25 protein-coding genes are annotated in these 25,391 nt (G+C 62.4%); 10 read left to right on the forward strand and 15 right to left on the reverse strand.

Going from position 1 to position 25,391, the window contains the following annotated elements:
- Positions 1–58: 58 nt before the first annotated feature.
- Positions 59–262, reverse strand: a complete 204-nt coding sequence (locus ACF8GF_RS15250) for a hypothetical protein (RefSeq protein WP_392487763.1) — start codon at positions 260–262, stop codon at positions 59–61.
- A gap of 310 nt (positions 263–572) precedes the next feature.
- On the opposite strand from ACF8GF_RS15250, the gene ACF8GF_RS15255 reads away from it, so the two are divergent.
- Positions 573–1,247 (forward strand): heavy metal response regulator transcription factor, encoded by a 675-nt coding sequence (locus tag ACF8GF_RS15255; RefSeq protein WP_176682688.1) that lies wholly within the window; start codon positions 573–575, stop codon positions 1,245–1,247.
- The gene (locus ACF8GF_RS15260) at positions 1,244–2,626 is read left to right on the forward strand and encodes a heavy metal sensor histidine kinase (protein WP_392487764.1); all 1,383 of its coding nucleotides are present in this window, start codon (positions 1,244–1,246) and stop codon (positions 2,624–2,626) included. Before ACF8GF_RS15255 ends, ACF8GF_RS15260 begins: the two co-directional genes overlap by 4 nt.
- Before the next feature lie 126 nt (positions 2,627–2,752).
- Here ACF8GF_RS15260 and pdxJ read toward each other — a convergent pair whose 3' ends face one another.
- The 10 genes from pdxJ to rpoE form a co-directional block, all read right to left on the reverse strand.
- Positions 2,753–3,475 carry a pyridoxine 5'-phosphate synthase gene (pdxJ, locus tag ACF8GF_RS15265; protein WP_218115272.1) on the reverse strand — a complete coding sequence of 241 codons (723 nt, stop codon included), beginning with the start codon at positions 3,473–3,475 and terminating at the stop codon, positions 2,753–2,755.
- Positions 3,476–3,536: 61 nt separating this feature from the next.
- Complete coding sequence (recO, locus tag ACF8GF_RS15270; protein ID WP_176682686.1) at positions 3,537–4,220, reverse strand: DNA repair protein RecO; 684 nt, start codon at positions 4,218–4,220, stop codon at positions 3,537–3,539.
- 121 nt (positions 4,221–4,341) lie between these two features.
- Entirely contained in the window at positions 4,342–5,244 is a 903-nt protein-coding gene (gene era, locus ACF8GF_RS15275) for a GTPase Era (protein WP_003252061.1), read from the reverse strand.
- Positions 5,237–5,926: a ribonuclease III gene (rnc, locus tag ACF8GF_RS15280; protein WP_003252059.1), complete on the reverse strand. Its 690-nt coding sequence runs from the start codon at positions 5,924–5,926 to the stop codon at positions 5,237–5,239. Before rnc ends, era begins: the two co-directional genes overlap by 8 nt.
- A gap of 163 nt (positions 5,927–6,089) precedes the next feature.
- A complete protein-coding gene (lepB, locus tag ACF8GF_RS15285; RefSeq protein WP_176682685.1) occupies positions 6,090–6,944 on the reverse strand; it encodes a signal peptidase I in 855 nt (284 codons plus the stop codon).
- Between the two features lie 5 nt (positions 6,945–6,949).
- Positions 6,950–8,749: a translation elongation factor 4 gene (gene lepA / locus ACF8GF_RS15290; RefSeq protein WP_176682684.1), complete on the reverse strand. Its 1,800-nt coding sequence runs from the start codon at positions 8,747–8,749 to the stop codon at positions 6,950–6,952.
- 180 nt (positions 8,750–8,929) lie between these two features.
- Positions 8,930–10,330 carry a DegQ family serine endoprotease gene (locus ACF8GF_RS15295; protein WP_370844091.1) on the reverse strand — a complete coding sequence of 467 codons (1,401 nt, stop codon included), beginning with the start codon at positions 10,328–10,330 and terminating at the stop codon, positions 8,930–8,932.
- A gap of 209 nt (positions 10,331–10,539) precedes the next feature.
- On the reverse strand, positions 10,540–11,505 hold the full coding sequence (locus tag ACF8GF_RS15300) for a MucB/RseB C-terminal domain-containing protein (protein WP_176682682.1): 966 nt from the start codon (positions 11,503–11,505) through the stop codon (positions 10,540–10,542).
- Between the two features lie 12 nt (positions 11,506–11,517).
- On the reverse strand, positions 11,518–12,108 hold the full coding sequence (locus ACF8GF_RS15305) for a sigma-E factor negative regulatory protein (RefSeq protein WP_209963777.1): 591 nt from the start codon (positions 12,106–12,108) through the stop codon (positions 11,518–11,520).
- 33 nt (positions 12,109–12,141) lie between these two features.
- On the reverse strand, positions 12,142–12,723 hold the full coding sequence (gene rpoE / locus ACF8GF_RS15310; RefSeq protein ID WP_003252049.1) for an RNA polymerase sigma factor RpoE: 582 nt from the start codon (positions 12,721–12,723) through the stop codon (positions 12,142–12,144).
- A gap of 435 nt (positions 12,724–13,158) precedes the next feature.
- Between rpoE and nadB the strand changes: the two genes are divergently transcribed.
- Positions 13,159–14,763: an L-aspartate oxidase gene (gene nadB, locus ACF8GF_RS15315; RefSeq protein ID WP_392487765.1), complete on the forward strand. Its 1,605-nt coding sequence runs from the start codon at positions 13,159–13,161 to the stop codon at positions 14,761–14,763.
- Between the two features lie 118 nt (positions 14,764–14,881).
- Here the strand turns inward: nadB and ACF8GF_RS15320 are convergent, their stop codons facing one another.
- Together ACF8GF_RS15320 and ACF8GF_RS15325 are read right to left on the reverse strand one after the other, a co-directional pair.
- Positions 14,882–15,340 carry a protein YgfX gene (locus ACF8GF_RS15320; protein WP_176682679.1) on the reverse strand — a complete coding sequence of 153 codons (459 nt, stop codon included), beginning with the start codon at positions 15,338–15,340 and terminating at the stop codon, positions 14,882–14,884.
- Positions 15,324–15,578: a succinate dehydrogenase assembly factor 2 gene (locus ACF8GF_RS15325; protein ID WP_003252043.1), complete on the reverse strand. Its 255-nt coding sequence runs from the start codon at positions 15,576–15,578 to the stop codon at positions 15,324–15,326. The genes ACF8GF_RS15320 and ACF8GF_RS15325 overlap by 17 nt, the downstream gene beginning before the upstream one ends.
- Before the next feature lie 133 nt (positions 15,579–15,711).
- Here ACF8GF_RS15325 and ACF8GF_RS15330 point away from each other — a divergent pair, with 133 nt between their 5' ends.
- Together ACF8GF_RS15330 and ACF8GF_RS15335 are read left to right on the forward strand one after the other, a co-directional pair.
- Positions 15,712–16,653, forward strand: a complete 942-nt coding sequence (locus ACF8GF_RS15330) for a folate-binding protein YgfZ (RefSeq protein WP_176682678.1) — start codon at positions 15,712–15,714, stop codon at positions 16,651–16,653.
- Between the two features lie 55 nt (positions 16,654–16,708).
- The gene (locus ACF8GF_RS15335; RefSeq protein WP_392487766.1) at positions 16,709–17,515 is read left to right on the forward strand and encodes an HDOD domain-containing protein; all 807 of its coding nucleotides are present in this window, start codon (positions 16,709–16,711) and stop codon (positions 17,513–17,515) included.
- Positions 17,516–17,580: 65 nt separating this feature from the next.
- On the opposite strand, the gene ACF8GF_RS15340 is transcribed toward ACF8GF_RS15335, so the two are convergent.
- Together ACF8GF_RS15340 and ACF8GF_RS15345 are read right to left on the reverse strand one after the other, a co-directional pair.
- Positions 17,581–18,960, reverse strand: a complete 1,380-nt coding sequence (locus tag ACF8GF_RS15340) for a sensor histidine kinase (protein ID WP_176682676.1) — start codon at positions 18,958–18,960, stop codon at positions 17,581–17,583.
- Positions 18,953–19,624 carry a response regulator gene (locus ACF8GF_RS15345; protein ID WP_021785746.1) on the reverse strand — a complete coding sequence of 224 codons (672 nt, stop codon included), beginning with the start codon at positions 19,622–19,624 and terminating at the stop codon, positions 18,953–18,955. Before ACF8GF_RS15345 ends, ACF8GF_RS15340 begins: the two co-directional genes overlap by 8 nt.
- A 200-nt stretch (positions 19,625–19,824) precedes the next feature.
- On the opposite strand from ACF8GF_RS15345, the gene ACF8GF_RS15350 reads away from it, so the two are divergent.
- The 5 genes from ACF8GF_RS15350 to ACF8GF_RS15370 all read left to right on the forward strand — a co-directional run bounded on the left by ACF8GF_RS15350 (position 19,825) and on the right by ACF8GF_RS15370 (position 25,350).
- Positions 19,825–21,114 carry an OprD family porin gene (locus ACF8GF_RS15350; protein ID WP_392487767.1) on the forward strand — a complete coding sequence of 430 codons (1,290 nt, stop codon included), beginning with the start codon at positions 19,825–19,827 and terminating at the stop codon, positions 21,112–21,114.
- Positions 21,115–21,160: 46 nt separating this feature from the next.
- Positions 21,161–22,141 carry a tripartite tricarboxylate transporter substrate binding protein gene (locus tag ACF8GF_RS15355; protein ID WP_021785748.1) on the forward strand — a complete coding sequence of 327 codons (981 nt, stop codon included), beginning with the start codon at positions 21,161–21,163 and terminating at the stop codon, positions 22,139–22,141.
- 184 nt (positions 22,142–22,325) lie between these two features.
- Complete coding sequence (locus ACF8GF_RS15360) at positions 22,326–22,784, forward strand: tripartite tricarboxylate transporter TctB family protein (RefSeq protein ID WP_176682673.1); 459 nt, start codon at positions 22,326–22,328, stop codon at positions 22,782–22,784.
- Positions 22,785–22,787: 3 nt separating this feature from the next.
- Positions 22,788–24,302 (forward strand): tripartite tricarboxylate transporter permease, encoded by a 1,515-nt coding sequence (locus ACF8GF_RS15365; protein WP_103463003.1) that lies wholly within the window; start codon positions 22,788–22,790, stop codon positions 24,300–24,302.
- Entirely contained in the window at positions 24,295–25,350 is a 1,056-nt protein-coding gene (locus tag ACF8GF_RS15370) for an AbrB family transcriptional regulator (RefSeq protein ID WP_176682672.1), read from the forward strand. Before ACF8GF_RS15365 ends, ACF8GF_RS15370 begins: the two co-directional genes overlap by 8 nt.
- The last annotated feature ends 41 nt before the right edge of the window (positions 25,351–25,391 follow it).

A 25,391-nucleotide genomic window follows, 5' to 3' on the forward strand; every position in this document is an offset into this window, starting at 1 on the left:
GCATGGGCGCCTGAATACACCTGCGGCGAGGAGCCGTCGCGGCGCAGGTGTTGTTACCTCAATCCTTGGCCACCTCACGCGCCTTCTCTTGCGCATTGCGCTCGCGCTCTGCAACAACCTGTTGCTTGTCGCCGTGCAGTCGCTGCTGGTCTTCGCGGAAGGCTTGCCAGAACTGCCTGGAGCGCTCCGCACCGCCCTCGGCATAAACACTGGCGCTGCCCAGGGCAAGGGTGGCCAACAGCAGGTATTTGGTCAGGTTCATCGTGTTTGCCTCGTAGTAACCGATCGGACACGGCCATCCTAGCGAGGGCTGGCTAACGGCAAGGTGAGGCGGGGATTACAGTCCTGCAATGTGGCCTTGTGTGGACTGTTCGGGCCTCTTCGCGGGTAAACCCACTCCTACAGGAACGGGTTTATCCGCGAAGAGGCCCGAACAGACCGCCAGATAACAGCAGAATTACAAATCCGTTATCTGCATCGCAGGCCTTTTTTCATGCCGTAACATGGGGGCCCTTGACCCTGATGTCACTACAGGGTCAAGAATCGCCCCCTTTCAACACACCGAGCCCCCAATGCGCCTACTGATCATCGAGGACGAGCTGCGTACCGCCGACTACCTGCAACAAGGCCTGCGCGAAAACGGTTACGTGGTCGACTGCGCCCGCACAGGCACCGACGGCCTGCACCTGGCCCGCCAACAGGCCTATGACCTGATCATCCTCGACGTCAACTTGCCCGAAATCGATGGCTGGACCGTGCTGCAGCGGCTACGTGCCGAATCGGCCACGCGCATCATGATGCTTACCGCCCACGGTCGCTTGGCCGATCGGGTAAGAGGCCTGGACCTGGGCGCGGATGACTACCTGCTCAAACCTTTTGAGTTTCCTGAGCTACTGGCGCGCATCCGCAGCCTGCTGCGCCGCAACGACCAGCAACTGCAACCCAGCACCCTGCGCGTCGCTGACCTGGAGCTGGACCCCGGCCGCCACCGCGCCTACCGCGCCGGGCAACGCATCGACCTGACCGCCAAGGAGTTCGCCCTGCTGCACCTGCTAATGCGCCAGACTGGCGAAGTGTTGTCGCGCACGCAGATCATCTCACTGGTGTGGGACATGAACTTCGACTGCGACACCAACGTGGTCGAGGTCTCGATCCGGCGCCTGCGGGCGAAGATCGACGACCCGTTCGACAACAAGCTGATCCATACCCTGCGTGGTGTGGGCTACGTACTTGAGGCTCGCCTTTGAAAAACGCCAGCCTGTCGTTACGCCTGGGCCTGAGCGTTACATTGATGGGCGCCGCATTGGTGCTGCTGCTGGCCTGCCTGGCCGTGTTTGCCCTGGATCACGAACTGGACAGCCGCGCGCGCAAGGATTTGGCGCGCAAGATGCTTCAGGTCGAACACAACCTGCGTGTCGACCTGCGCAGCGAGGACCTGGGCAGCCGCGCCCATCCACTGCTGGATCTGGTGATGGGGCATGACAACCTGAGCCTCAGTGTACTGGCCCTCGACGGCCGCCACCCCCACCTGCTCAGCCTCGGCCCGGCCCTGGAATCGCGGGTCGGTGAACTGCACACCGATGCGCGCCTGGCCTTTCACGCCTGGCGTGACAGCGGCGGTAACCAGATCCTCACCGTTACCCGGCTGATGCGCCTGCGCGACAACACCCCCGTCAAGGTGATGATGTCGCTCAACCGCGCCGACGACAACGCCCTGCTGCAAGCCTACCTGCACTCCACGTTGCTCGCATTGCCACTGCTACTGGTTTTGATTGGTGCGGGGGCATGGTGGCTGATGCAGCGCGGCCTGAAACCGTTGCGGCACTTCCGGCGCATTGCCGGGCAGGTGTCGGCCCAGGACCTGCAGCATCGCCTGCCCGCTACCTGCTTGCCACAGGAACTGGCGGAACTGGCCGGCAGTATCAACGTGATGCTCGACCGCCTCGACCAAGGTGTCAGGCAGTTGTCGCAGTTCTCTGACGACCTGGCCCATGAACTGCGTACACCCTTGGGCAACCTGATGGGCAAGGCGCAGGTGACACTGGCCCGTGAGCGGGACAACGCCAACTATCGGGAAGTGCTGGAAGACAGTATCGAAGAGCTGACCCGGCTCAACCGCATCATCAACGACATGCTGTTTCTTGCCCAAGTCAGCCAACCGCATACGCAGGTCGCATTGAAGCCCTTGGCGCTGGCCGACGAGGCAGCGCGTGTTGTCGAGCTGTTTGCCTACAGTGCCGAGCTGAAAGAAATTGAGCTAAGCGTTCAAGGCTGGGGAACAGCGCAGGGAGACCGGCTGATGTTTCAGCGGGCACTGTCGAACCTGTTGAGCAACGCCATACGGCACAGTCCGGAGGGTAAACCCATAGCTCTGCGCATCGAACGCTCGGGCAGCGAAGTACGGCTATCCGTGGAGAACCAGGGGCCGGGGGTGGCTGAAGAGCAACAGTCGCGCTTGTTCGAGCGGTTTTACCGGGTAGGTTCGGGGCGCTCGCGGCTGGAGGGCGGAACCGGGCTGGGGCTGGCGATCGTGAAGTCGATCATGCAGTTGCATGGCGGGCGGGTCGACGTGAGCAGCTGCCTCCTGGGGCCTACCCGGTTTACCTTGGTGTTTCCTGCCGAGTGATCGGCCGCCTGTACCGGCCTCTTCGCGGGCTTGCCCGCTCCCACAGGTACCCCGCAGGCCTTGAGGCTGTGCAGCCCCTGTGGGAGCGGGCAAGCCCGCGAAGAGGCCGGTACAGGCGACCAACAATCAGCGCGAAGCCGCCACGATCAGCGCCTTCATTTCGGCAACAGCAGCCTTGAAGCCGACAAACAGGGCATGCGCCACCAGTGCATGGCCAATGTTCAGCTCATTGATACCCTTGATCGCCGCCACCGCCTCGACGTTGTGGTAGTGCAGCCCGTGACCCGCATTGACGATCAGCCCCTGCCCCACGCCAAACGCCACACCATCGACGATCCGCTTGAGCTCTTCAGCCACTTCGGTAGGGGTTTCGGCATCGGCATAACGACCAGTGTGAAGCTCGATGGCCGGTGCGCCAACCCGACGCGAGGCCTCGATCTGCCGCTCGTCGGCGTCGATGAACAGCGACACCTCGGCACCGGTACGCGCCAGCCGTTCCACTGCAGCCTTGATCCGCGCTTCCTGCCCCGCCACATCCAGGCCGCCTTCGGTGGTCAGCTCCTGACGGGTTTCGGGAACCAGGCAGATGTGCGCCGGGCGAATCTTCTCGGCAAAGGCCATCATCTCTTCGGTGACGCCCATCTCGAAGTTCATGCGGGTTTGCAGCACATCCTTGAGCAGCAAGACATCACGCTCCTGGATGTGCCGGCGGTCTTCACGCAGGTGCACGGTGATGCCATCGGCGCCTGCTTCCTCGGCGTCCAGGGCTGCCTTGACCGGGTCAGGGTAGCGCGTGCCACGGGCCTGGCGCAGGGTCGCCACGTGGTCGATGTTTACGCCAAGAAGCATGCGGTTGCTGTGAGTCACGAAAGGCTCTCCTGAAGATTGAGCCCAACAGCATACGTCCTGATCAGCGCTTGCGAAACAGTTCCCGGCTGACCAACGGTTTTGCCCCCAGGTGAACCGCCAGTGCCTGGCGCATCAGCCGCTTCGCGGCAAGCAAGGCGCCAGGGGCGTCCCAGTCGGTTTGGGCCAGGGCCAGCAGTTCGGTGCCACGGAACAAACCGGGCTGCGCCAGCTCTACCCGCTCCAGGCCGGCATCGACGCGCAAGCGGTACAGGCCATCGGCGGCAATGGGCTGCTCGTCGACGTCATGGTGCAAGGAAAACGCATAACCGAGTTCGTCCAGCAGCCGCCATTCGAACGAGCGCAGCAGGGGTTCCAGCGGGCGCCCGGCGCTCAGTGCCTGCAAGGTCAAGGCGTAGTGCTCGAACAGGGCCGGGAACGGCGCTTCGGCAGGCAGCAGGCGCATCAGCAGCTCATTGAGGTACAACCCGCTGAACAGGGCATCGCCGTGTAGCCAGGCGGCGATGCCGGTGCTGTCCATGCGGCCGACATTCTTCAACTCGCCGCGCCCACGCAGCTCCACCTCCAGCGACACGAACGGTCGCACCAGGCTGCCGCCCTTACCCCGTGCGCGACGCAACACGGCACGCATGCGGCCCTGCGGGGTGAAAAAGTCCACCAGCGCGCTGGTTTCCTTGTAGGCACGGCTATGCAGTACGTAGGCTGGCTGGGGGGTGGGTTGGTCCATGCACTATCTCTGGGGCCTGATGTACGTGTGGGAGCGGGCGTGCCCGCGAAAGCGTCAGTGAACTCACTATCGCATTCGCGGGCACGCCCGCTCCCACAGCAATAACCGACCGGTCAGGTAATTACAGGTCGCCGTAGCCCAGCGAACGCAGTGCACGCTCGTCGTCGGACCAGCCGCCCTTCACCTTGACCCACAGGTTGAGCATGACCTTGGAATCGAACAGCACTTCCATGTCCTTGCGCGCCTCGGACCCGATGCGCTTGATGCGCTCGCCCTTGTCACCAATGATGATTTTCTTCTGGCCGTCGCGCTCAACCAGGATCAGCGCGTGAATGTGCAGCACATGACCCTGCTGCTTGAATTCCTCGATTTCGACGGTGATCTGGTACGGCAGCTCCGCACCCAACTGGCGCATGATTTTCTCGCGTACCAGTTCAGCGGCGAGGAAGCGGCTGCTACGGTCGGTGATCTGGTCTTCGGGGAAGAAATGATCGTTCTCGGGCAGGTGCTTGGCGATCTGTGCTTCCAGCGCTTCAAGGTTGTGCCCCTGCTGCGCGGAAATCGGCATCACCTCGGCGTTCGGCAGTTGCTCTTGGAGCCACTGCAGGTGCGGGATCAGCTCGGCTTTCTCTTCCATGCGGTCGGTCTTGTTGACTGCGATGATCAGCGGGCCGGTCACATACTGCACGCGCTCCAGAACCAGCTGGTCCTCGTCGGTCCACTTGGTACGGTCGACCACGAAGATAACCACGTCGACGTCCTTGAGGGCTGCCGAGGCGTTGCGGTTCATGTAGCGGTTCAGTGCCTTGTCGTTGGCCTTGTGCATCCCCGGGGTATCGACATAGATCGCCTGCACATCACCTTCGGTCTTGATGCCGAGCATGTTGTGGCGGGTGGTCTGGGGCTTGCGCGAGGTAATCGCCAGCTTCTGACCGAGGATGTGGTTGAGCAGGGTCGACTTGCCGACGTTGGGGCGGCCGACAATGGCTACGTAGCCGCAGCGGGTCGGGTTGCTATCAGTCATTGCCATTCTCCACGCCCAGGGCGATCAATGCAGACGCGGCGGCGACTTGCTCGGCAATACGCCGGCTAACGCCCTGACCACGGCTCTTGTTGTTCAGCAGTACCACTTCGCATTCGACGAAGAAGGTCCGGCAGTGTGGTTCACCCTGGATATCCACTACTTCGTAACGCGGCAGCTCACAGCTGCGCGACTGCAGGAACTCTTGCAGGCGGGTTTTCGGATCTTTATTGGTGTCGACCAGTGTCAGGCCTTCAAACTCATCGGCCAGCCAGGCCAGGATGCGCTCCCGGGCGGTGTCCATGTCAGCGTCCAGGTAGATGGCACCAATCAGTGCCTCCAGGGCGTCGGCCAGGATCGACTCGCGGCGAAAGCCGCCGCTCTTGAGTTCTCCGGAACCCAGGCGCAGGTAATCGCCCAGGTCAAATCCACGGGCCAGACGGGCCAGGGTCTCACCCTTGACCAGCCGCGCACGCAGCCGCGACAACTGGCCTTCACGGGCCTGCGGAAAACGCTCGAACAGCGCTTCACCGGCAACGAAGTTGAGAATGGCGTCACCGAGGAACTCCAGGCGCTCATTGTTGCGCCCGGCGTAACTGCGATGGGTCAGCGCCAGGAGCATCTGGTCCTGGTTCTTGAAGGTGTAACCGAGCTTTCGCTCCAGACCGGCAAGGGAAGCACTCATGCGGCCACCCGATCGTTGTTCAACGCGTTGTTCAAATCAACATCCTGAAAGACTGTTTGGCTGTGGTCCGCCGATCGATCTGCGGCGAATCTCCCGATCCCTGAGAACACAGCCTATGTCAGAAATGCATTCGGCGCTGCCTGCTGGACAGCGCCGATGGGTATCAATGGATCAGGCCAACCCGCGACAGGTTGGGCAAGTGGCTGAGCTTGGGCTCTGGCCAGCTCATCCACACCGCGAAGGCCTTGCCGACAATGTTCCGGTCCGGAACCATGCCGTGCAGCTCCTTGGGAATGTTTGGGTCATCCCAGAAACGGCTATCGTTGGAGTTGTCGCGGTTGTCGCCCATCATGAAGTAATGGCCCGCTGGCACGGTCCACTGCTGGTCCGGCGGCATGCGATAACGGCTCATTTCCTTGCGGATCAGGTGCTCGGTCTCGCCGAGCTTTTCCTTGTACAGCTGAGCGCTGCCCAGGGTACCCGGCTCGCTGCCCACCAGTTGTTCGGCAACGGACTGACCGTTGACGAACAGCCGCTTGTCGTTGGTGTAGCGGACCACGTCACCCGGCAGGCCGACCACACGCTTGATGTAGTTGACATTCGGGTCGCTCGGGTAGCGGAACACCATCACATCCCCGCGTTGCGGGTCACCGACCGCAATGACCTTCTTGTCGATCACCGGCAGGCGAATGCCGTACGAGAACTTGTTCACCAGGATGAAGTCGCCCACTTCCAGGGTCGGCTTCATCGATCCCGAAGGGATCTGGAACGGCTCGACCAGGAACGAACGCAGCACCAGCACGATGAACAGCACCGGGAAGAACGACTTGCCGTATTCGACCAGCAACGGCTCCTTGTTCAGCCGTTCGACCACCGCCATCTCAGGCTGGCTGACGCTGCCTTGATAGTTGGCGATTGCCGCACGCCGGCGCGGAGCCAGGAACAGCAGGTCGATCAAGCCCAGCAGACCGCAGATGAAGACGGCGATGACTAGCAACAGCGGGAAATTTAGCGACATAGGACCTAGCTATCCAACCTGAGCACGGCGAGGAAGGCTTCTTGTGGAATTTCCACATTGCCCACCTGTTTCATGCGTTTCTTACCGGCCTTCTGCTTCTCCAGCAGCTTTTTCTTACGGCTGACGTCACCGCCGTAGCACTTGGCCAGTACGTTCTTTCTGAGCGCCTTGACGGTTGTCCGCGCAATGATCTGGCCGCCAATGGCTGCCTGGATCGCTACGTCGAACATCTGCCGAGGGATCAGTTCCTTCATCTTCTCGGTCAACGCACGGCCTTTGTAGGCCGCGTTGTCGCGGTGCACGATCAATGCCAGGGCATCGACCTTGTCGCCGTTGATCAGTACATCCAGCTTGACCAGGTTGGCCGACTGGTAGCGGTCGAAATGGTAGTCCAGCGAAGCATAGCCGCGGCTGGTGGATTTGAGACGGTCGAAGAAGTCGAGCACCACTTCGTTCATCGGCATGTCGTAACGCACCTGCACCTGGCTGCCGAGGAACTGCATGTCGCGCTGTACGCCACGCTTCTCGATGCACAGGGTGATGACGTTGCCCAGGTGCTCTTGCGGGACCAGGATGGTCGCGGTGACGATCGGCTCGCGGAAGTCGGCTACAGCCGAGACGTCCGGCAGCTTGGACGGGTTGTCGACGACGATGGTTTCGCCGGTTTTCAACTCCAGCTCGTAGATCACGCTTGGTGCGGTGGTGATCAGGTCCAGGTCGTACTCGCGCTCCAGGCGCTCCTGGATGATCTCCATGTGCAACATGCCCAGGAAACCGCAACGGAAGCCAAAGCCCAGCGCGTCGGAGCTTTCCGGCATGTACTGCAGCGAGGAGTCGTTCAGGGTCAGCTTCTGCAAAGCGTCGCGGAAATCCTCGAAGTCGTCGGAGCTGACCGGGAACAGGCCGGCGTAGACCTGCGGCTGGATCTTCTTGAAGCCTGGCAACACTTCGACCTCAGGGGTCGAGGACAGGGTCAGGGTGTCGCCAACCGGGGCGCCGTGAATGTCCTTGATGCTGGCGATGATGAAGCCTACTTCACCGGCTTTCAGATCGGCAGTCTGGGTATGTTTCGGGGTGAAGACACCGACGCTGTCGACCAGGTGCACCTTGCCGGTGGACTTGACCAGGATCTTGTCGCCTTTCTTGACGCGGCCCTGGCGCACGCGCACCAGCGAGACCACACCCAGGTAGTTGTCGAACCAGGAGTCGATGATCAGGGCTTGCAGCGGTGCATCGATCTCGCCTTTCGGCGCGGGGATGGTGTGCACCAGGCGCTCGAGCACCTCGTCCACGCCCATGCCGCTCTTGGCACTGCAGGCTACGGCGTCGGTGGCGTCGATACCGATGATCTTCTCGATCTCGTCCTTGACACGGTCAGGGTCGGCCTGGGGCAGGTCCATCTTGTTCAGGACCGGCATGACCTCCAGGCCCTGCTCAATGGCGGTGTAGCAGTTGGCTACGGACTGGGCTTCCACGCCCTGGCCGGCGTCGACCACCAGCAGCGCCCCCTCACAGGCCGCCAGCGAGCGCGAGACTTCGTAGGTGAAGTCGACGTGGCCGGGGGTATCGATGAAGTTCAGCTGGTAGATCTTGCCGTCCTGCGCCTTGTAGTGAAGCGTGACGCTGTGGGCCTTGATGGTGATACCGCGCTCACGCTCCAGGTCCATGGAATCGAGCACCTGGGCTTCCATCTCGCGCGCCGTCAGGCCGCCGCACATCTGGATGAAACGGTCAGCCAGCGTCGACTTGCCATGGTCGATGTGGGCGATGATGGAGAAATTGCGGATATGACTCAAATCACTCACGGGTCAACACTCGAAAAGGCTGCGAGCCGGACGCCCGCCGAAAAATAGCCGGGAATTGTACCTTAAGCTGCTGGGTTATGGGAGATTCCTCTGTCCGACTGTACACAGCAATCATTCCCGCAATTGTGAATATTCATGAAAAAGGGCAGCCGAAGCTGCCCTTTCGCCTTGCGAAACCGCTTATTCAGCGAGCTTGAAGGTGATGAAGCTGGCGCGGCCCTGACGCAGCACGCGCATCGACACAGAACGGTTCTTCGGCAGTTCCTTGGCGATTTCGGTGAATTCCTTGGCCGAACCGATGGCCTGGTTGTTCAGATGGCTGATGACATCACCCGGGCGCAAGCCGATCATGGCTGCCGGGCCATCCTGCACTTCCTTGATGACCACGCCACCTTTGAGCTCCAGCGACTTTTTCTGCTCGGCGGTCAGGTCGGCGACCGATACCCCCAGGCGGTTGCTGCTGCGCTCGGCGCTGCCGTCGGCACCGGTGCCGATGTCGACGTCGTCGTCCGGCAGTGCACCGACGCTGATGTTGAGGGTCTGGCGTTTGCCGTTGCGGATGATTTCCAGCTTGGCCTTCTCGCCATCCTTGAGGCTGCCAACCAGGTGCGGCAGATCGGCCGACATGACGATTGGCTGACCGTTCATGCTGAGGATCACGTCGCCCACCTGCAGGCCGCCCTTGGCCGCCGGGCCGTCTTCCAACACCTGGGCCACCAGGGCACCCGCCGGCTTGTCCAGGCCGAACGATTCAGCCAGGTCCTTGTTGACCTCCTGAATCACCACGCCCAGCCAGCCGCGGCTGACCTTGCCGTCTTTCTTCAACTGGTTGGAGACATCGATCGCCACATCGATCGGGATGGCGAACGACAGGCCCATGAAACCGCCAGAACGGGTGAAGATCTGCGAGTTGATACCCACCACTTCGCCTTTCATGTTGAACAGCGGGCCGCCGGAGTTACCCGGATTGATGGCAACGTCGGTCTGGATGAACGGTACGTAGGTGTCATTGGGCAGGGTCCGGCCCTTGGCGCTGACAATACCTTTGGTCACCGAATGGTCGAAGCCGAACGGGGAACCGATGGCCAGTACCCACTCGCCCACCTTGAGCTTCTCGGAATCACCCAGCTTCACGGTCGGCAGGTTCTTGCCGTCGACCTTCAGCAGCGCCACGTCGGTACGCGGGTCGGTGCCGACCAGCTTGGCCTGCAGCTCGCTGCGGTCCGACAGGCGGACGATGATCTCATCAGCATCGGCCACCACATGGTTATTGGTCAGCACATAGCCATCACTGGAGATGATGAAGCCCGAGCCCAGCGACTGTGCCTCGCGCTGGCGGTCGCCGCGCGGCGAGCGCGGCTGCTGTGGCATGTTGCGCTCGAAGAATTCACGGAACATCGGCGGCAGGCCTTCCAGGTCCGGCATCTGACCTGCCGCGATCCGGCGGTCAGGCAGCTTCTGCTTGGTACTGATGTTGACCACCGCCGGCGAAGCCTGCTCCACCAGGGTGGTGAAGTCCGGCAGGGCTTCCTCGGCCTGGGCGGTGAGTACCTGGCCGAGCATCAGCACAGCAGCGAACATTATTAGGTAGGATTTCAAGCGTGGTATTGACATACGACTCCCGTCACAACGAGCGGTAGTTTAGAAAGACCCCTGCACAAAGCAGAAAAGGCCAGGCTCTTCAAAGCCTGACCTATAGAAAATTTGCCGATAGATTGCAAATGACAATGCTTTAATTTCATTTCAGCCGCATGACCGCCCACCTTGGCTCAACCCGCAAAAACGTGCCATTACTGGCGCGCCTGGGCATCCTGGGGGCGCATCGACAGGGCGACGCGCTCTGCCGTACCCAGCGGGATTTCGCCAACCACGGTCACCATCACTTTGCCCTTTGGTGTATTCAGGCGACGCGAAACCGCCGAGGTCGGGCCTAACTGGGTGCGCATGTCGGTGCCGCCATCATCGCTCACTTGCTCGATGAATACCGAAAAACGCGCCAGGCCGTCGTCGTACATCAGGCTGCTGACCGAACTGTTGCGCTTGGGATCGCGGCGTACCGAGCTGTTGACCAACTCGAAACCGGGTGGCAGCCAGTCCGAACGCCAACCCGCGGCGCTATCATTGCTCCCGGCCGCCAGTTGCTGCACTGGCTTGCAAGCAGCACCTGGACGCAGGTCTGCGTCGCTGGGGATGTCATCGATATCGAGACGGGTCATCTGGAAGCGTTCCAGCAACTGCCCCTTGTCGTTGAGCATCAACGAACGCAGCGGCAAGCCCGAGTGACGGTCCAGATGCAATTCGAAAGCATAGCGGTGCTGATCGCGTGGAGTGAGCGTGATGATCACGGCATCGCGCCCGGCGACCCGCGACTTGCCTGCCACACTCAAATCGTACCAGCCCATCAGTTTCAGCGGATCAAGCACACGCGGTGCGGTGTCCGGCGGCGCCATGACACCGCTGGCCAAGGCCCCACTGACGCACTCCACCTTGCCATCCACGCGCACGATTTCCTGGGCGGTGCCATCAAGCTGCAACAGCCGCTCGCTGACTTTGCCGTCCTCGACCCTGTGCCAGATGTCGTGAGAGGAGAAACTGCCATTGCGTTCGTAGACGAACGAACCTTGATAGCTCTGTTTTTGCTCGGCCTGTGCCAGCTTGTTCAGCCACTCACTCGCCTCAGGCGAAGAATTGGCCGCCAATGCTGGCACCGTCATGCAGCTGCCAATCAGCAGCGACAGGAGAGGTAGCGCGCGCATGATCCTCCTTACTTAACGGTTTTCCAGGCTGGCGGCGCGGGCATACGGCAATGCGGTTTCAGTGCCCTTGAGCGCAGATTCCTGGGCATGCTGGCGCAGGTAGCCTGGCAGACGCTGATCCCAGCCGGCCTGGTTCTGCAGCACGCCATTGGCCATTGGCCCGGTCGGTTGCTCACTGCTCTCACTATAGCCTGCCAAAACGGCCGGGCCTTGCGCTTGTGGCACACTCAGGCCTTGCTGGACTGGCTGCTGGGCAGCAAGCTCAGCCCCAGTGATCTCGTCCTGGTTGTACATACGTACACCAGCCAGCACCGCCACGGTAACCGAGGCCGCTACCGCCAGACGGCCAATGCTGCGCCAGGGGCCTTTCTTGACCTTGGCTGGCACGGCTTCGTCGGCCAGTGCAGCAGACACCGCCGATGCGATATCCAGATTAGGCAGCAGCAGCTCCTTGTGCATGGCTGCACGGGCAACCTGGTAACGCGACCAGGTGGCACGGGTTTCGGCTTCGTCGACGGCGTTCAACACCCGACGCAATTCCAGTTCATCCGCTTCGTTATCCATCACCGCGGACAGCGATTCCTGCAAAGCTTCACGACTCATGGCGGTTCCTCTCTTGGCGCTGTCGCCGCTGTCTCAGGTTTCCTGCAACAACGGCTGCAGGGCTTTATCTATGGCCTCCCGAGCGCGGAAGATTCGAGAGCGCACGGTACCCACCGGACATTGCATGACACTGGCAATGTCTTCATAACTCAGCCCGTCGAACTCGCGTAGCGTCAATGCCGTACGCAGGTCTTCGGGCAGTTGCTGGATGGTGCGATGGACGGTGCCTTCGATTTCATCCCGCAACAACGAGCGCTCTGGTGACTCGAGATCCTTGAGGCCATGATCGCCGTCGTAAAACTCCGCATCCTCGGAGCTCACATCACTGTCTGGCGGCCGTCTTCCACGGGACACCAGGTAGTTCTTCGCCGTGTTGATGGCGATGCGGTACAGCCACGTATAAAACGCACTGTCGCCGCGGAAGTTGCCAAGCGCACGGTAGGCCTTGATGAAGGCTTCCTGTGCTACATCCTGGGCCTCGTGGGTATCGTGGACAAACCGCACGATCAACCCGAGAATCTTGTGCTGATACTTCAGCACCAACAGATCGAAAGCTCGCCTGTCGCCGCGCTGCACGCGCTCGACAAGCTGCTGATCCTCTTCCTGGGTTAGCATGAACACTCCTCAGTGAACTCGAAGGAGCGTTGCATCAGCCATCGTTCAGGCTTGCAACCATAGACTCGGGCTTTGCGCAAAAGTTCTCCCCTCCAAGCAAGTTTCCTGCAGCCCTTGGTCGGCTTGCACGGAAGACGCGGCGCGGTCACGGCCGGCTACGTCGATAATCAGGTTTCAAATACGCAGGGGTAAAGCCCGGAAAGGCCTGCCGCCCTGCGTCGCCGCGGCAAATTGTGGCGTGCGGGCAGCCTTCATAGGATTTCCGGCCATGTCGGAAAGTTCCCACAAAGGTTATCGCAACCTGGCAGGCAGCATGGAAATTGGCCACCTGGGGCTGCTATAAAGGCATCCGACCACGTTTAACGATAGTTTCACAATGCCATCCGCGCGTGACCATTGTGCCGTGCCCCTCCCAAAGATTACTAGTGTCCCGACATGAGCCAACAATTCCAACATGATGTCCTGGTGATCGGCAGCGGTGCCGCCGGTCTCAGCCTGGCACTTAACCTCCCCAACCACCTTCGCGTTGCCGTGTTGAGCAAGGGCGACCTGGCCAATGGCTCGACCTTCTGGGCCCAGGGCGGCGTCGCTGCCGTGCTGGACAATACCGATACTGTGCAGTCGCATGTCGAGGACACCCTCAATGCTGGCGGCGGGCTGTGCCATGAAGACGCGGTGCGCTTTACCGTCGAGCACAGCCGCGAAGCGATCCAGTGGCTGATCGAGCAAGGCGTGCCCTTCACCCGCGATGAGCACTACAGCGTCGACGATGGTGGCTTCGAGTTCCACCTCACCCGTGAAGGGGGCCATAGCCACCGGCGCATCATCCACGCCGCCGACGCTACCGGCGCGGCAATTTTCACGACGCTGCTGGAACAGGCTCGCCAGCGCCCGAACATCCAGCTGCTGGAGCAGCGGGTGGCGGTCGACCTGATCACCGAACGCCGTCTGGGCCTACCCGGCGAACGCTGCCTGGGCGCCTACGTGCTCGACCGCAACACCGGTGAGGTAGACACGTTCGGCGCGCGCTTCACCGTGCTGGCCACTGGCGGTGCGGCCAAGGTCTACCTCTATACCAGCAACCCCGATGGTGCCTGCGGCGACGGTATCGCCATGGCCTGGCGGGCCGGCTGCCGGGTGGCGAACCTGGAATTCAACCAGTTCCACCCCACCTGCCTGTATCACCCGCAGGCCAAGAGCTTCCTGATCACCGAAGCCCTGCGCGGCGAAGGCGCCCTGCTGCGCCTGCCCAACGGCGAACGTTTCATGCCGCGCTTCGACCCGCGCGAAGAGCTGGCCCCCCGGGACATCGTGGCCCGCGCCATCGACCACGAGATGAAGCGCCTGGGCGTGGACTGCGTCTACCTGGACATCACTCACAAGCCTGCTGATTTCGTCAAGAGCCACTTCCCCACGGTGTACGAGCGCTGCCTGGCCTTTGGCATCGATATCACCCGTCAGCCGATACCGGTGGTGCCTGCGGCGCATTACACCTGCGGCGGGGTGATGGTCGACGACTGCGGCCACACCGACGTGCCTGGCCTGTATGCCATCGGCGAAACCAGTTTCACCGGCCTGCACGGCGCCAACCGCATGGCCAGCAACTCGCTGCTGGAATGTTTTGTCTATGGTCGCGCCGCCGCTTCCGACATCCAGGCGCACCTGGAGCAAGTGGCCCTGCCCAAGGCCTTGCCCGGCTGGGACGCCAGCCAGGTGACCGACTCGGACGAGGATGTGATCATTGCGCACAACTGGGACGAACTGCGGCGCTTCATGTGGGACTACGTCGGCATCGTACGCACCAGCAAGCGCCTGCAGCGGGCCCAGCACCGCATTCGCCTGCTGCTGGATGAAATCGACGAGTTCTACAGCAACTACAAGGTCAGCCGTGACCTGATCGAGCTGCGCAACCTGGCGCAGGTGGCCGAGCTGATGATCCTGTCAGCCATGCAGCGCAAGGAAAGCCGTGGGTTGCATTACACACTGGATTATCCGGGGATGCTGGACGAGGCCAAGGACACCATCCTCAGCCCGCTCTGAAAACGGCGTCGCGGCCTTCGTGGGCTCGCCCGCTGCCACAGGAATTTGACTGCCTTGCAGCATTGCGCGGTACCTGTGGGAGCGGGCGAGCCCGCAAAGAAGCTGACCCGGTCTTGATCTATGCCCGGCTCACCTCGGCCCAGCGCCGCCGGCTGAACTTCAACCGCACCCGCAAGCGCCGATGCTCGTCAGCCCCTAGCGCATCCTGAGGTATGCACTGGCTTTGCCCCAGCCAACGCCCCACCCGCTCAAAGCGCAAAACCACCAGCCGTGGCAACGCCACGCTGTCCCGGCACAACCGAACCCGCTGCCAGCCACGGGCACGGCTGAGCACCTGCCAGCCCCGCACATCACGGCGCAGGCCGACAACAGCATGGTCATGGGTCAGCAGAATACGTCGGGGAATGGCCCAGCAAGCGTGGGCCGAGCAGGCGGCGACAACCGATAAGGCCAACCACCCGGGCAGCGGGCTCGCCCACACGGCAAGCCACGCCAGAACCTGACAAGCCAGGTAGACCGCCAGCAGCAGGCGCGAGCCTTGCCAGCGGCACTCGAAGCACTCACTTGGGCTGGACACGGTCCAGAATGATGCGGACCATGCGCTGCAGTTCCGGGTCTTCGGACTCGGTGCGCTCCATGAACCAGCCGAACATGTCCTGATCCTCGCAGCTCAAGAGACGCACGTACAGTTCACGGTCGGTCTCATTGAGGGTGGGGTAGACTTCCTGGGTGAAAGGCACCAGCAGTACGTCCAGTTCCAGCATGCCGCGGCGGCTGTGCCAGAAAAGCCGGTTGAGTTCAGTTTGTTCGACCATGGGGCCCTCCTCGAATGGGCCGCCAGTATACAGCCAGGCGCGCGAAGCGACACCGGGCGTTGGTCTAGTCACCTACCTATTTTGTTACCGGCGTTCTATGATGGCCGCCAGTCTTTAGCCACCGCGATGACCCATGGCCGATTCCGCTTTCTTCTGCCCCCTGTCCCACGAGGGCATCCTCGCCGTCCGCGGCTCCGATGCAGGCAAGTTCCTGCAAGGCCAGCTGACCTGCAACATCAACTACCTCAGCCAGGAATACGCCAGCCTCGGCGCCCGCTGCATGGTCAAGGGACGCATGCAGTCGAGCTTCCGTATAGTGCCCGAAGGCAACGGCTACCTGCTGGCCATGGCCAGCGAACTGCTCGACGCACAACTGGCCGACCTGAAAAAGTACGCCGTGTTCTCCAAGGCCACGCTGACCGACGAAAGCACAGCATGGGTACGCTTCGGCCTGCAAGGTGGCGACTCTGCACTGCAGGCGCTGGGGCTTGTCGTGCCCGCAGCCGCCGGTAGCACCGTGCGCCATGATAGGCTGATCGCCATCACCGCATCCGCTGGCCGGGTTGAACTGTGGGTGCCGGCAGCTGAAGCCGAGCCTGTACGCCAGGCCCTTGCCGCAGCGCTGCCCGAAGGCAGTATCAACGACTGGCTGCTGGGGCAGATTCGCGCAGGTATCGGCCAGGTCATGGGCCCGACCCGTGAGCTGTTCATTCCGCAGATGATCAACCTGCAGGCTGTCGACGGCGTCAGCTTCAAGAAAGGCTGCTACACCGGCCAGGAAATCGTCGCCCGCATGCAGTACCTGGGCAAACTCAAACGCCGCCAGTACCGCCTGGCACTGGACCAGCAGGCCATTCCGGCCCCGGGCGCCGAGATTTTCTCGCCCACCCATGGTTCGTCGGTCGGTGAAGTGGTCATTGCTGCCGGCAACGGCGCGGGCTGCGAACTGCTCGCGGTGCTCAGCGCCGAGGCGGTGGAAGACGGCAACCTGCACCTGGGCAGCCTCGAAGGCCCGCGCCTGCAGGTACTGACCCTGCCTTACGAACTGGACCGCGACCGGGAAATCCAGCGCTGACCAGCCTGCCCCACCCTTGTGGCGGGGCCGCACCACCACTGCGGTAGACATGCCCATGAACAAGCTGGCCGAGTTGGTTCAAGCACAATTGCTCGACGCCATCGAAAAGGATGACCTGGTCCTGCCAACCCTGCCCGAGGTTGCCTTGAGCATCCGCGAAGCAGCGGAAGACAGCGAGATCAGCGTAGCGGCCCTGAGCAAGGTGATCGGTCGCGACGCGGCCCTTTCAGCACGCCTGATCAAGGTCGTCAACAGCCCACTGCTGCGTGCTGCGGTCGAGGTTACCGACCTGCATACCGCCATCACGCGGCTAGGCATCAACTACAGCTGCAACCTGGCCATCGGCCTGGTGATCGAGCAGATTTTCCATGCCCGCTCGTCCGCAGTCGAGCAGAAACTGCGCGATATCTGGGCCAGTAGTCTGGAAGTGGCGGGCATCAGCTACGAAATCTGCCGCCGCTTTACATCCCTCAAGCCTGACCAGGCCACCTTGGGTGGGCTGGTCAACCAGATTGGCGCGCTGCCGGTACTCATCTATGCCGAAGAGCACAACGAACTGTTGTCCGACCCGGTTTGCCTGCATTACGTGATCGAGCAACTCCAGCCGGTGCTGGGGGACAAGATCCTCAAGGCCTGGGAGTTTCCGGAGCAGTTGGTCCACCTGCCAAGCCAGGTTCATGACCTGGACCGCCAGACGGACAAGATCGATTACATCGACATCGTGCAGATCGCCCGCTGCATCAGCCAGCGCGGGCGCCACCGGCCATTGGCTGCGCTACCGGCTTACCGCCATCTGGGGCTGCCGTTTGGCACCGAGCTGGAGGTCGATGAACTGCTAGAGGCGCGGAGCATGTTGCGCTGAGCTGTAACAGCCTGCCAGGGCCCTTTCGCAGGTGAGCCCGCGAAAGGGCCGACACAGGCAAGCCATCAATCCGCTATAAAACTCACCCGTACCCGCAACCCGCCCTTCTCGCCATCATGCAGGCTCACCTGAGCCAGGTGCGCCCGACAGATCTCGCCAACGATCGCCAGCCCTAATCCACTGCCCTGCGCACTTCGCCGGTAGAAGCGCTCGAACACTCGTTCGCGCTCGGCCTCGGGAATACCTGGCCCGTCGTCTTCCACTTCCAGCACTGCCGGCGCCATTACCCGCAAAATCACATTGCCACCCGCTGGCGTATGCGCCAAGGCATTGTCCACCAGGTTGCTCAACAACTCGTTGAGCAACGTCGGCTCCCCTTTCAGCCATACCGGCGCCTCGGCCTCCAGCGCCAGCGCCACCCCGCGCTTGTGCGCCAAAGGCGCCATGGCCATGCCCAGCTCGCGGGCCAACTGGCTCAAGTCCAGACGCTGCGCACCGCCTTCAGCGATTGCCCGTGCGCCATTCTCGACACGCGCCAACGATAACAACTGGTTGGCCAGATGGGTCAGCCTGTCGGTACCCTGGGCTGCAGACTCCAAGGTCTGCCGCCACTCCTGCGGCTCGGCCGAGCGCAAGCCCAGCTCGACCCGCGCCTTCAATGCCGCCAGCGGCGTACGCAGTTCGTGGGCCGCGTCGGCAATGAACTGCGCCTGGCGCTCGAACTGGCCACGCAAGCGCTCGGTAAAGTGGTTCAAGGCGCGCACCAACGGGCTCAGTTCACGCTGTACCTGTACCACCGGCAACGCTCGCAAGTCGTCCGGCTGGCGTTCTTCCACCGCTGTGCGCAGGCGCTCCAAAGGCCGCAACGCGGCGCTCACGGCAAACCACACCATCACCAACGCCGCCAGTGCCAGCATGCCCAGACGCAGCAGGGTATCGGCCATCAACCCTCGGGCCATACGCACCCGCGCTTCCTCGGTTTCGGCTACGCGGATTTCTGCCATGCCGTTCATGTTCGGCTCGCTTACCGGCTTAAGCAGGCTGACCACACGAACGTCCTGGCCAAGGTAAGTGGCGTTGTAGAAACGCGCCAATGCCGGATAGTCATCGGTGCGCGGCGTGCCAGGCGGCGGTGGCGGCAGGTTCTCGTAGCCAGAAATCAGCCTTTGCTTGATATCCAGCACCTGATAGTAAATGCGCCCCGCACTGTCATAGGCGAATGTGTCCAACGCCACGTAAGGCACATCCGCGCTCAACGAACCATCACGCTGCGACAGGCCCGCGGCGATGGTCCTCGCCGAAGCCAGCAGGGTGCGGTCGTAGGCGGTGTCGGCGGCCTCGCGGCCATTCCAGTAGGCGCTAAGGCCGCTGGCCAGCATCAGCACCACCAGCAACAGTGCCAAATTACCCAGCAAGCGCCCGCGCAGGCTGCCGTTGTCACGCATCGCGGTGCTCGAGCAAATAGCCCAGACCGCGGAAAGTGACGATGGCCACAGGGTGCCCGTCGAGCTTCTTGCGCAGCCGGTGAATGTAGATTTCGATGGCGTCAGGGCTGGCTTCTTCGTCCAGGCCAAACACCTGGGCAGCCAGCTGCTCCTTGCTCATCACCCGGCCCGGACGAGCGATCAGCGCTTCCAGCACACTCTGCTCGCGCGAAGTCAGCGCCAGGTTGTCGTCACCGAGGGTGAAGCGCCGGGTGTCCAGGTCATACACCAACGGCCCACAGCGTTGCTGGCGCTCGCCACCGAGCACACTACGACGCAGCAAGGCCTTGACCCGCGCTTCCAGCTCGGTCAGCTCAAACGGCTTGGCCAGATAATCGTCGGCGCCCAGGTTCAGGCCATGGACCCGGTCCTTGACGTCGCTGCGCGCAGTCAGCATCAGCACCGGCAAAGTCTTGCCACGTCCTCGCAGACGCGCCAGCACCTCAAAGCCGTCCATGCGCGGCAGGCCGACATCCAGCACTGCCACAGCGTATTCCTCACTGGCCAGCGCCAGGTCGGCCGCCACGCCGTCATGCAGCACATCTACGGTCAGGCCATGGCTTTTCAAGGCCTGGGCCACGCTTTCGGCCAGTTGCAGGTGGTCTTCGACCAGCAGCACACGCATCGGGTTCTCCCTGCTCGGGTGGGACGGTGGCGCGGAGTGTACCGCTGTCATCACGCCTGTGAAGCCCCTCGTGACAAACCTTTCACGCTGAAAGGTTAGCGAAAGGTTCGTTGCCTAGCATCGCACCACGGTCGCCCTTCGCGCCGAAAAAAGCACCAGCAAGGTGCAACGAATAAGAACAATAAACGGAGTCCTCGACGATGCTGTCATCGCAGCCGCAGGCGTTCGCGCCTACCCGTTCCTTTATCGCACGCCCCTCGGCCATCGCCAGCGCCCTCGCGCTTGCCGGTGTCGCCCCGATGAGCCAGGCCGCCTTCTTCGAAGACAGCACGGCCACCTTCGAAACCCGCAACATGTACTTCAATCGCGACTTCCGCGACGGCACCAGCGCGCAGCAATCCAAGCGCGATGAATGGGCCCAGGGCTTCATGCTCAATTTCGAGTCTGGCTACACCGATGGCACCGTGGGCTTTGGCCTGGACGCATTGGGCATGCTCGGCATCAAGCTCGACTCCAGCCCGGACCGTGCCAACAGCGGCCTGCTGCCGACCCACGATGACGGCAAGGCTGCCGACGAATACTCCAAGCTGGGCCTGACCGGCAAGGTGAAGATCTCCCAGACTGAACTCAAGATCGGCTCCCTGATCCCCGAACTGCCGACGCTGCAGCCCAACGATGGGCGTATCCTGCCGCAAACCTTCGAGGGTGGCCTGCTCACCTCCAAGGAGATCAAGGGCCTGACCTTCACCGGTGGCCGCATAGACAAGGCCAAGGACCGCAACGACACCAACTGGGAAGACCTGGCGCTGAACAACAAGAACGGCCGCTTCGGTGGCTCTTTCAGCGCTGACAATCTGGCTCTGGGCGGGCTCGACTACCAGTTCACCGACCGCATCACCGGCAGCTACCACTTCGCCCAGCTCGACGATATTTACCGCCAGCACTTCATCGGCATGGTCGCCACCCAACCATGGGGCCCGGGCACCTTGGGTGCCGACCTGCGCCTTGCGATAAGTGACGACGCTGGCGCAGCCAAGGCCGGCAACATCGACAACACCACCTTCAACGGCATGCTCAGCTATGCCCTGGGCGGGCACAAGGTCAGCGCTGCCTGGCAGCAGCTGTCTGGCGAAAGCGCCTTCCCGTATGTGGATGGCGCCAACCCGTACCTGGTCAACTTCGTCCAGATCAACGACTTCGCCGGTGCCGACGAACGCTCCTGGCAGGCGCGCTACGACTACAACTTCGCCGCACTCGGCGTACCGGGCCTGACCTTCATGACCCGTTACGTCAGCGGTGACAACGTCAGCCGGGCTGCCGGTGGCGAAGGCAAAGAGTGGGAACGCAACACCGAACTGAAGTACGTGGTACAAAGCGGCCCGTTGAAGAACGTCGCCGTGCGCCTGCGCAACGCCACCTTCCGCTCCAACTTCGCCCGCGACGCGGATGAAGTGAGGCTGTTGGTCAGCTACAGCGTGGCGCTGTGGTAACCCCATAGCGGTAATCCGATAACAACAACGCTCACGGAGATCGACGATGACCTTTTCACTGCGCCGCCTCGTCCTCGCTACCGGCTGCCTGCTGTTGGCCGGCAACGCCCTCGCTGCAGAACCGAAACGCCCCGAATGCATCGCACCCGCCTCACCCGGTGGTGGCTTTGACCTGACCTGCAAGCTGGTGCAAAGCGCACTGGTGCAAGAAAAGATCCTCAGCAAGCCAATGCGCGTCACCTACATGCCCGGCGGTGTCGGCGCGGTAGCCTACAACGCCGTGGTCGCCCAGCGCCCGGCAGACGCCGGCACGCTGGTGGCCTGGTCCAGCGGCTCGCTGCTTAACCTGGCCCAGGGCAAGTTCGGCCGTTTCGACGAGAATGCGGTGAAATGGCTGGCTGCCGTCGGCACCAGCTACGGTGCCATCGCGGTGAAGAGCGACTCGCCCTACAAGACCCTTGATGACCTGGTCGCAGCGCTGAAGAAAGATCCGAGCAAGGTCGTGATCGGTTCCGGCGGTACCGTCGGCAGCCAGGACTGGATGCAGACCGCGTTGATCGCCAAGGCCGCAGGCATCAACCCGCGCGACCTGCGCTACGTGGCCCTGGAAGGCGGTGGCGAAATCGCCACGGCACTGCTGGGTGGTCACATCCAGGTCGGCTCTACCGACATTTCCGACTCCATGCCGCACATCCAGAGCGGCAACATGCGCCTCCTCGCAGTGTTCTCGGAAAACCGCCTGGACGAGCCGGAAATGAAAGACATCCCGACGGCCAAGGAGCAGGGCTACGACATCGTCTGGCCGGTGGTGCGTGGTTTCTACCTGGGGCCAAAGGTGAGCGACGAGGATTACGCCTGGTGGAAGGCCTCGTTCGACAAGATGCTGGCCTCAGAGGACTTCGCCAAGCTGCGAGACCAGCGCGAGCTGTTCCCGTTCGCCATGACCGGCGAAGAGCTGGACGGCTATGTGAAGAAGCAAGTGGCTGACTACAAGGCACTGGCCAAGGAATTCGGCCTGATCCAGTAACACCACCCCTGTGGGAGCGGCCTTGTGTCGCGATCGGGCGCGAAGCGGCCCCTGGCACAGCCGATACGATGCTTCGGACAGATCGCATCGGCAAGTTTGGCGGCCGCTTCGCGCCCGATCGCGACGCAAGGCCGCTCCCACAGGATTTGCATTTCACTTGAGCAATCCCAACGAGGATTCCCCAATGATCCTTCAACGCATTTTCGCCCTGGCCCTGCTTGCGGTGTGTGCCGCCCTGGCCGTCATGGCCTGGCCCTACCAGGCTGCATTTTCCTATGAACCGGTGGGCCCGCGCGCCTACCCGCTGCTGGTGCTCGGCCTGATGGGGCTGGGCCTGCTGTACCTGGTGTTCCGCCCAACGCCCATCGTGCGCAAGGATGACGAACCAGAACTGGATCGCGAGACCCTGATCAAGATCACCGCCTGTGTCGGCCTGCTGCTCGTCTTCGCCGCCACCTTCGAAGCCCTCGGTTTCATCCTCAGCGCTGTCCTGGTCGGCCTGCCCATGGCCCGGCTGTACGGTGGCCGCGGACTGCGCAGCGCCATCGTGGTGGTCGGCATGAGCATTTTCCTCTACTGGCTGTTCGACCGCGTGATGGACGTGCCCCTGCCCCTTGGCCTGCTGAGCGTACTGGAGAACTGACACATGGATACCTTGAGCTACCTGGGCCAGGGCTTCGGCATTGCCCTGTCCCCCTACAACCTGGTCACCGCCCTCTCCGGCACCCTGATCGGTACCGTGGTCGGCCTGCTGCCGGGCCTGGGCCCGATCAACGGCGTAGCCCTGCTGATTCCCATCGCCTTTGCCCTCGGGCTGCCGCCGGAATCGGCGCTGATCCTGCTGGCCGCGGTGTACCTGGGCTGTGAATATGGCGGGCGTATCAGCTCGATCCTGCTGAACATCCCGGGCGAAGCCTCGACCGTGATGACCACCCTCGATGGTTACCCGATGGCCCGCCAGGGCCTGGCCGGTGTTGCCCTGTCGTTGTCGGCCTGGAGTTCGTTCATCGGCGCCTTCATCGCCACCTGCGGCATGGTGCTGTTCGCCCCGCTGCTGGCGAAATGGGCCATCGCCTTCGGCCCGGCGGAGTACTTTGTGCTGATGGTGTTCGCCATCGTCGCGCTGGGTGGCATGGCCGGTGACAAGCCACTGAAAACCTTCATTGCCGCACTCATCGGCCTGTTCCTGTCGGCGGTCGGCATCGACGCCAACAGCGGCGTGTACCGCTTCACCGGTGACAGCGTGCACCTGGCCGACGGCATTCAGTTCGTGGTGCTCGTGCTGGGCCTGTTCTCCATCAGCGAAATCCTCCTGCTGCTGGAAAAGACCCACCATGGTCACCAGGCAGTCAAGGCTACCGGCCGCATGCTGTTCAACTTCAAGGAAGCGGCCTCGGTGTTCCTGGTCAACATCCGTTGCGGCCTGCTCGGTTTCATCATGGGTGTTCTACCCGGCGCCGGCGCAACGCTGGCCAGCGCCGTGGCCTACATGACCGAGAAGCGCCTGGCGGGTGAAAGCGGCAAGTTCGGCAAGGGCGATGCCCGTGGCCTGGCAGCGCCGGAAACTGCCATTGGTGCGTCCTGCTGTGGCGCCCTGGTACCGATGCTGACCTTGGGCGTACCCGGCTCCGGCACCACGGCGGTGATGATCGGCGCCCTGACCCTGTACAACATCACCCCTGGCCCACTGCTGTTCGAGCAGCAGCCAGATATCGTCTGGGGCCTGATTGCCTCGCTGTTCGTCGCCAACATCATGCTGGTGGTCCTCAACATCCCGATGATCCGCATCTTCACCCGTATCCTCGCCGTGCCAAACTGGGCGCTGGTGCCGGTGATCGCCATCATCACCGCGATCGGCGTGTACGCCGTGCATGCCACTACCTTCGACCTGTTCCTCATGGTCGGCATCGGCATCATGGGCTACATCATGCGCAAGCTGGACTTCCCTCTGTCGCCGATTCTGCTGGGCTTCATCCTCGGCGGGCTGATGGAGCAGAACCTGCGCCGGGCGCTGTCGATCTCCAACGGTGAACTGGGCATCCTCTGGTCGAGCCCAATCAGCATGGGCATCTGGGCGCTGGTTGTGGCAATGCTCGCCCTGCCGCTGCTGCGCATCTGGCGCAAACGCAGCCTGCAGCGCCGGGCCTTGGCCGATGCCTGATCGGTCGTTGCCATGGTTCGTCGCGACCGGGTTGGTCGGCCTTGCTGGCGGTTTTGCCGCCAGCAAGGTCGGCTGGCCTTTGCCATGGATGGTCGGTTCATTGCTGGCGATCATCCTGGTGCGCTGCCTGACGCCCTGGCAACTTTCGGAAATCCCCAACGGCCGCAAGTGCGGGCAGTGGATCATCGGCATCGGTATTGGCCTGCACTTCACGCCAGCGGTGATCGAGCAAGTGGCCAGCCATTTCGCGCTGATCCTCTTCGGCGCGTTGTTCACCACCCTGTCCAGCGTGATCAGCGTATGGCTGCTGCGGCGAGCCGGCGAAGACCGTGCCACCGCGTTCTTTGCCAGCATGCCAGGCGGTTCGGGAGAAATGGTCAACCTTGGGGCGCGCAATGGCGCGGTACTCAGCCAGGTGGCAGCAGCGCAGAGCTTGCGTGTGCTGGCAGTGGTGCTGTGCGTGCCGGCGCTGTTCAAGTTCTTGCTGGGTGACGGGGTACCACTGAACCACACCGGTAGCGTGAGCTGGGGCTGGCTGGCACTGATTGCGCCCTTGGGCGTTGCCGTTGCCTTGCTTTGGCAGCGCTTGCGCCAGCCCAACCCATGGCTGTTCGGGCCATTGCTGGTAGCGGCTACGGTCAGCCTGGCCGGCAACCTGCAGATCGCCCTGCCCAATGGCGCCAGCCAGATCGGCCAGTGGCTCATCGGCAGCGGCCTGGCCTGCCACTTCAACCGCGCGTTCTTCCGCCGCGCACCGTCGTTCCTGGGGCGCACCTTGATGGCTACGGCATTGTGCATGGCGATTGCCGCCAGTGCCGCGTGGCTGCTGAGCATGATGACTGCACTGGACTTGCGCTCACTGACACTGGGGATGATGCCTGGCGGGATCGCCGAAATGAGCCTCACGGCCGAAACGTTGCAATTGTCGGTGCCGCTGGTGACGGCGCTGCAGGTGATGCGCCTGATTTTGGTGTTGTTTCTCGCAGAACCGCTTTTCCGGTGGTGGGACAACAGGCATTCAAGCTGCAAGCTCCCTGAAGATAGATAGTTACCACTTGCCCAATGCCCGGGTGAATAGAGTCGGATTGC

Origin of the sequence: Pseudomonas sp. yb_5 (assembly GCF_043103865.1) — a bacterium.
GTDB lineage: Bacteria > Pseudomonadota > Gammaproteobacteria > Pseudomonadales > Pseudomonadaceae > Aquipseudomonas > Aquipseudomonas putida_Y.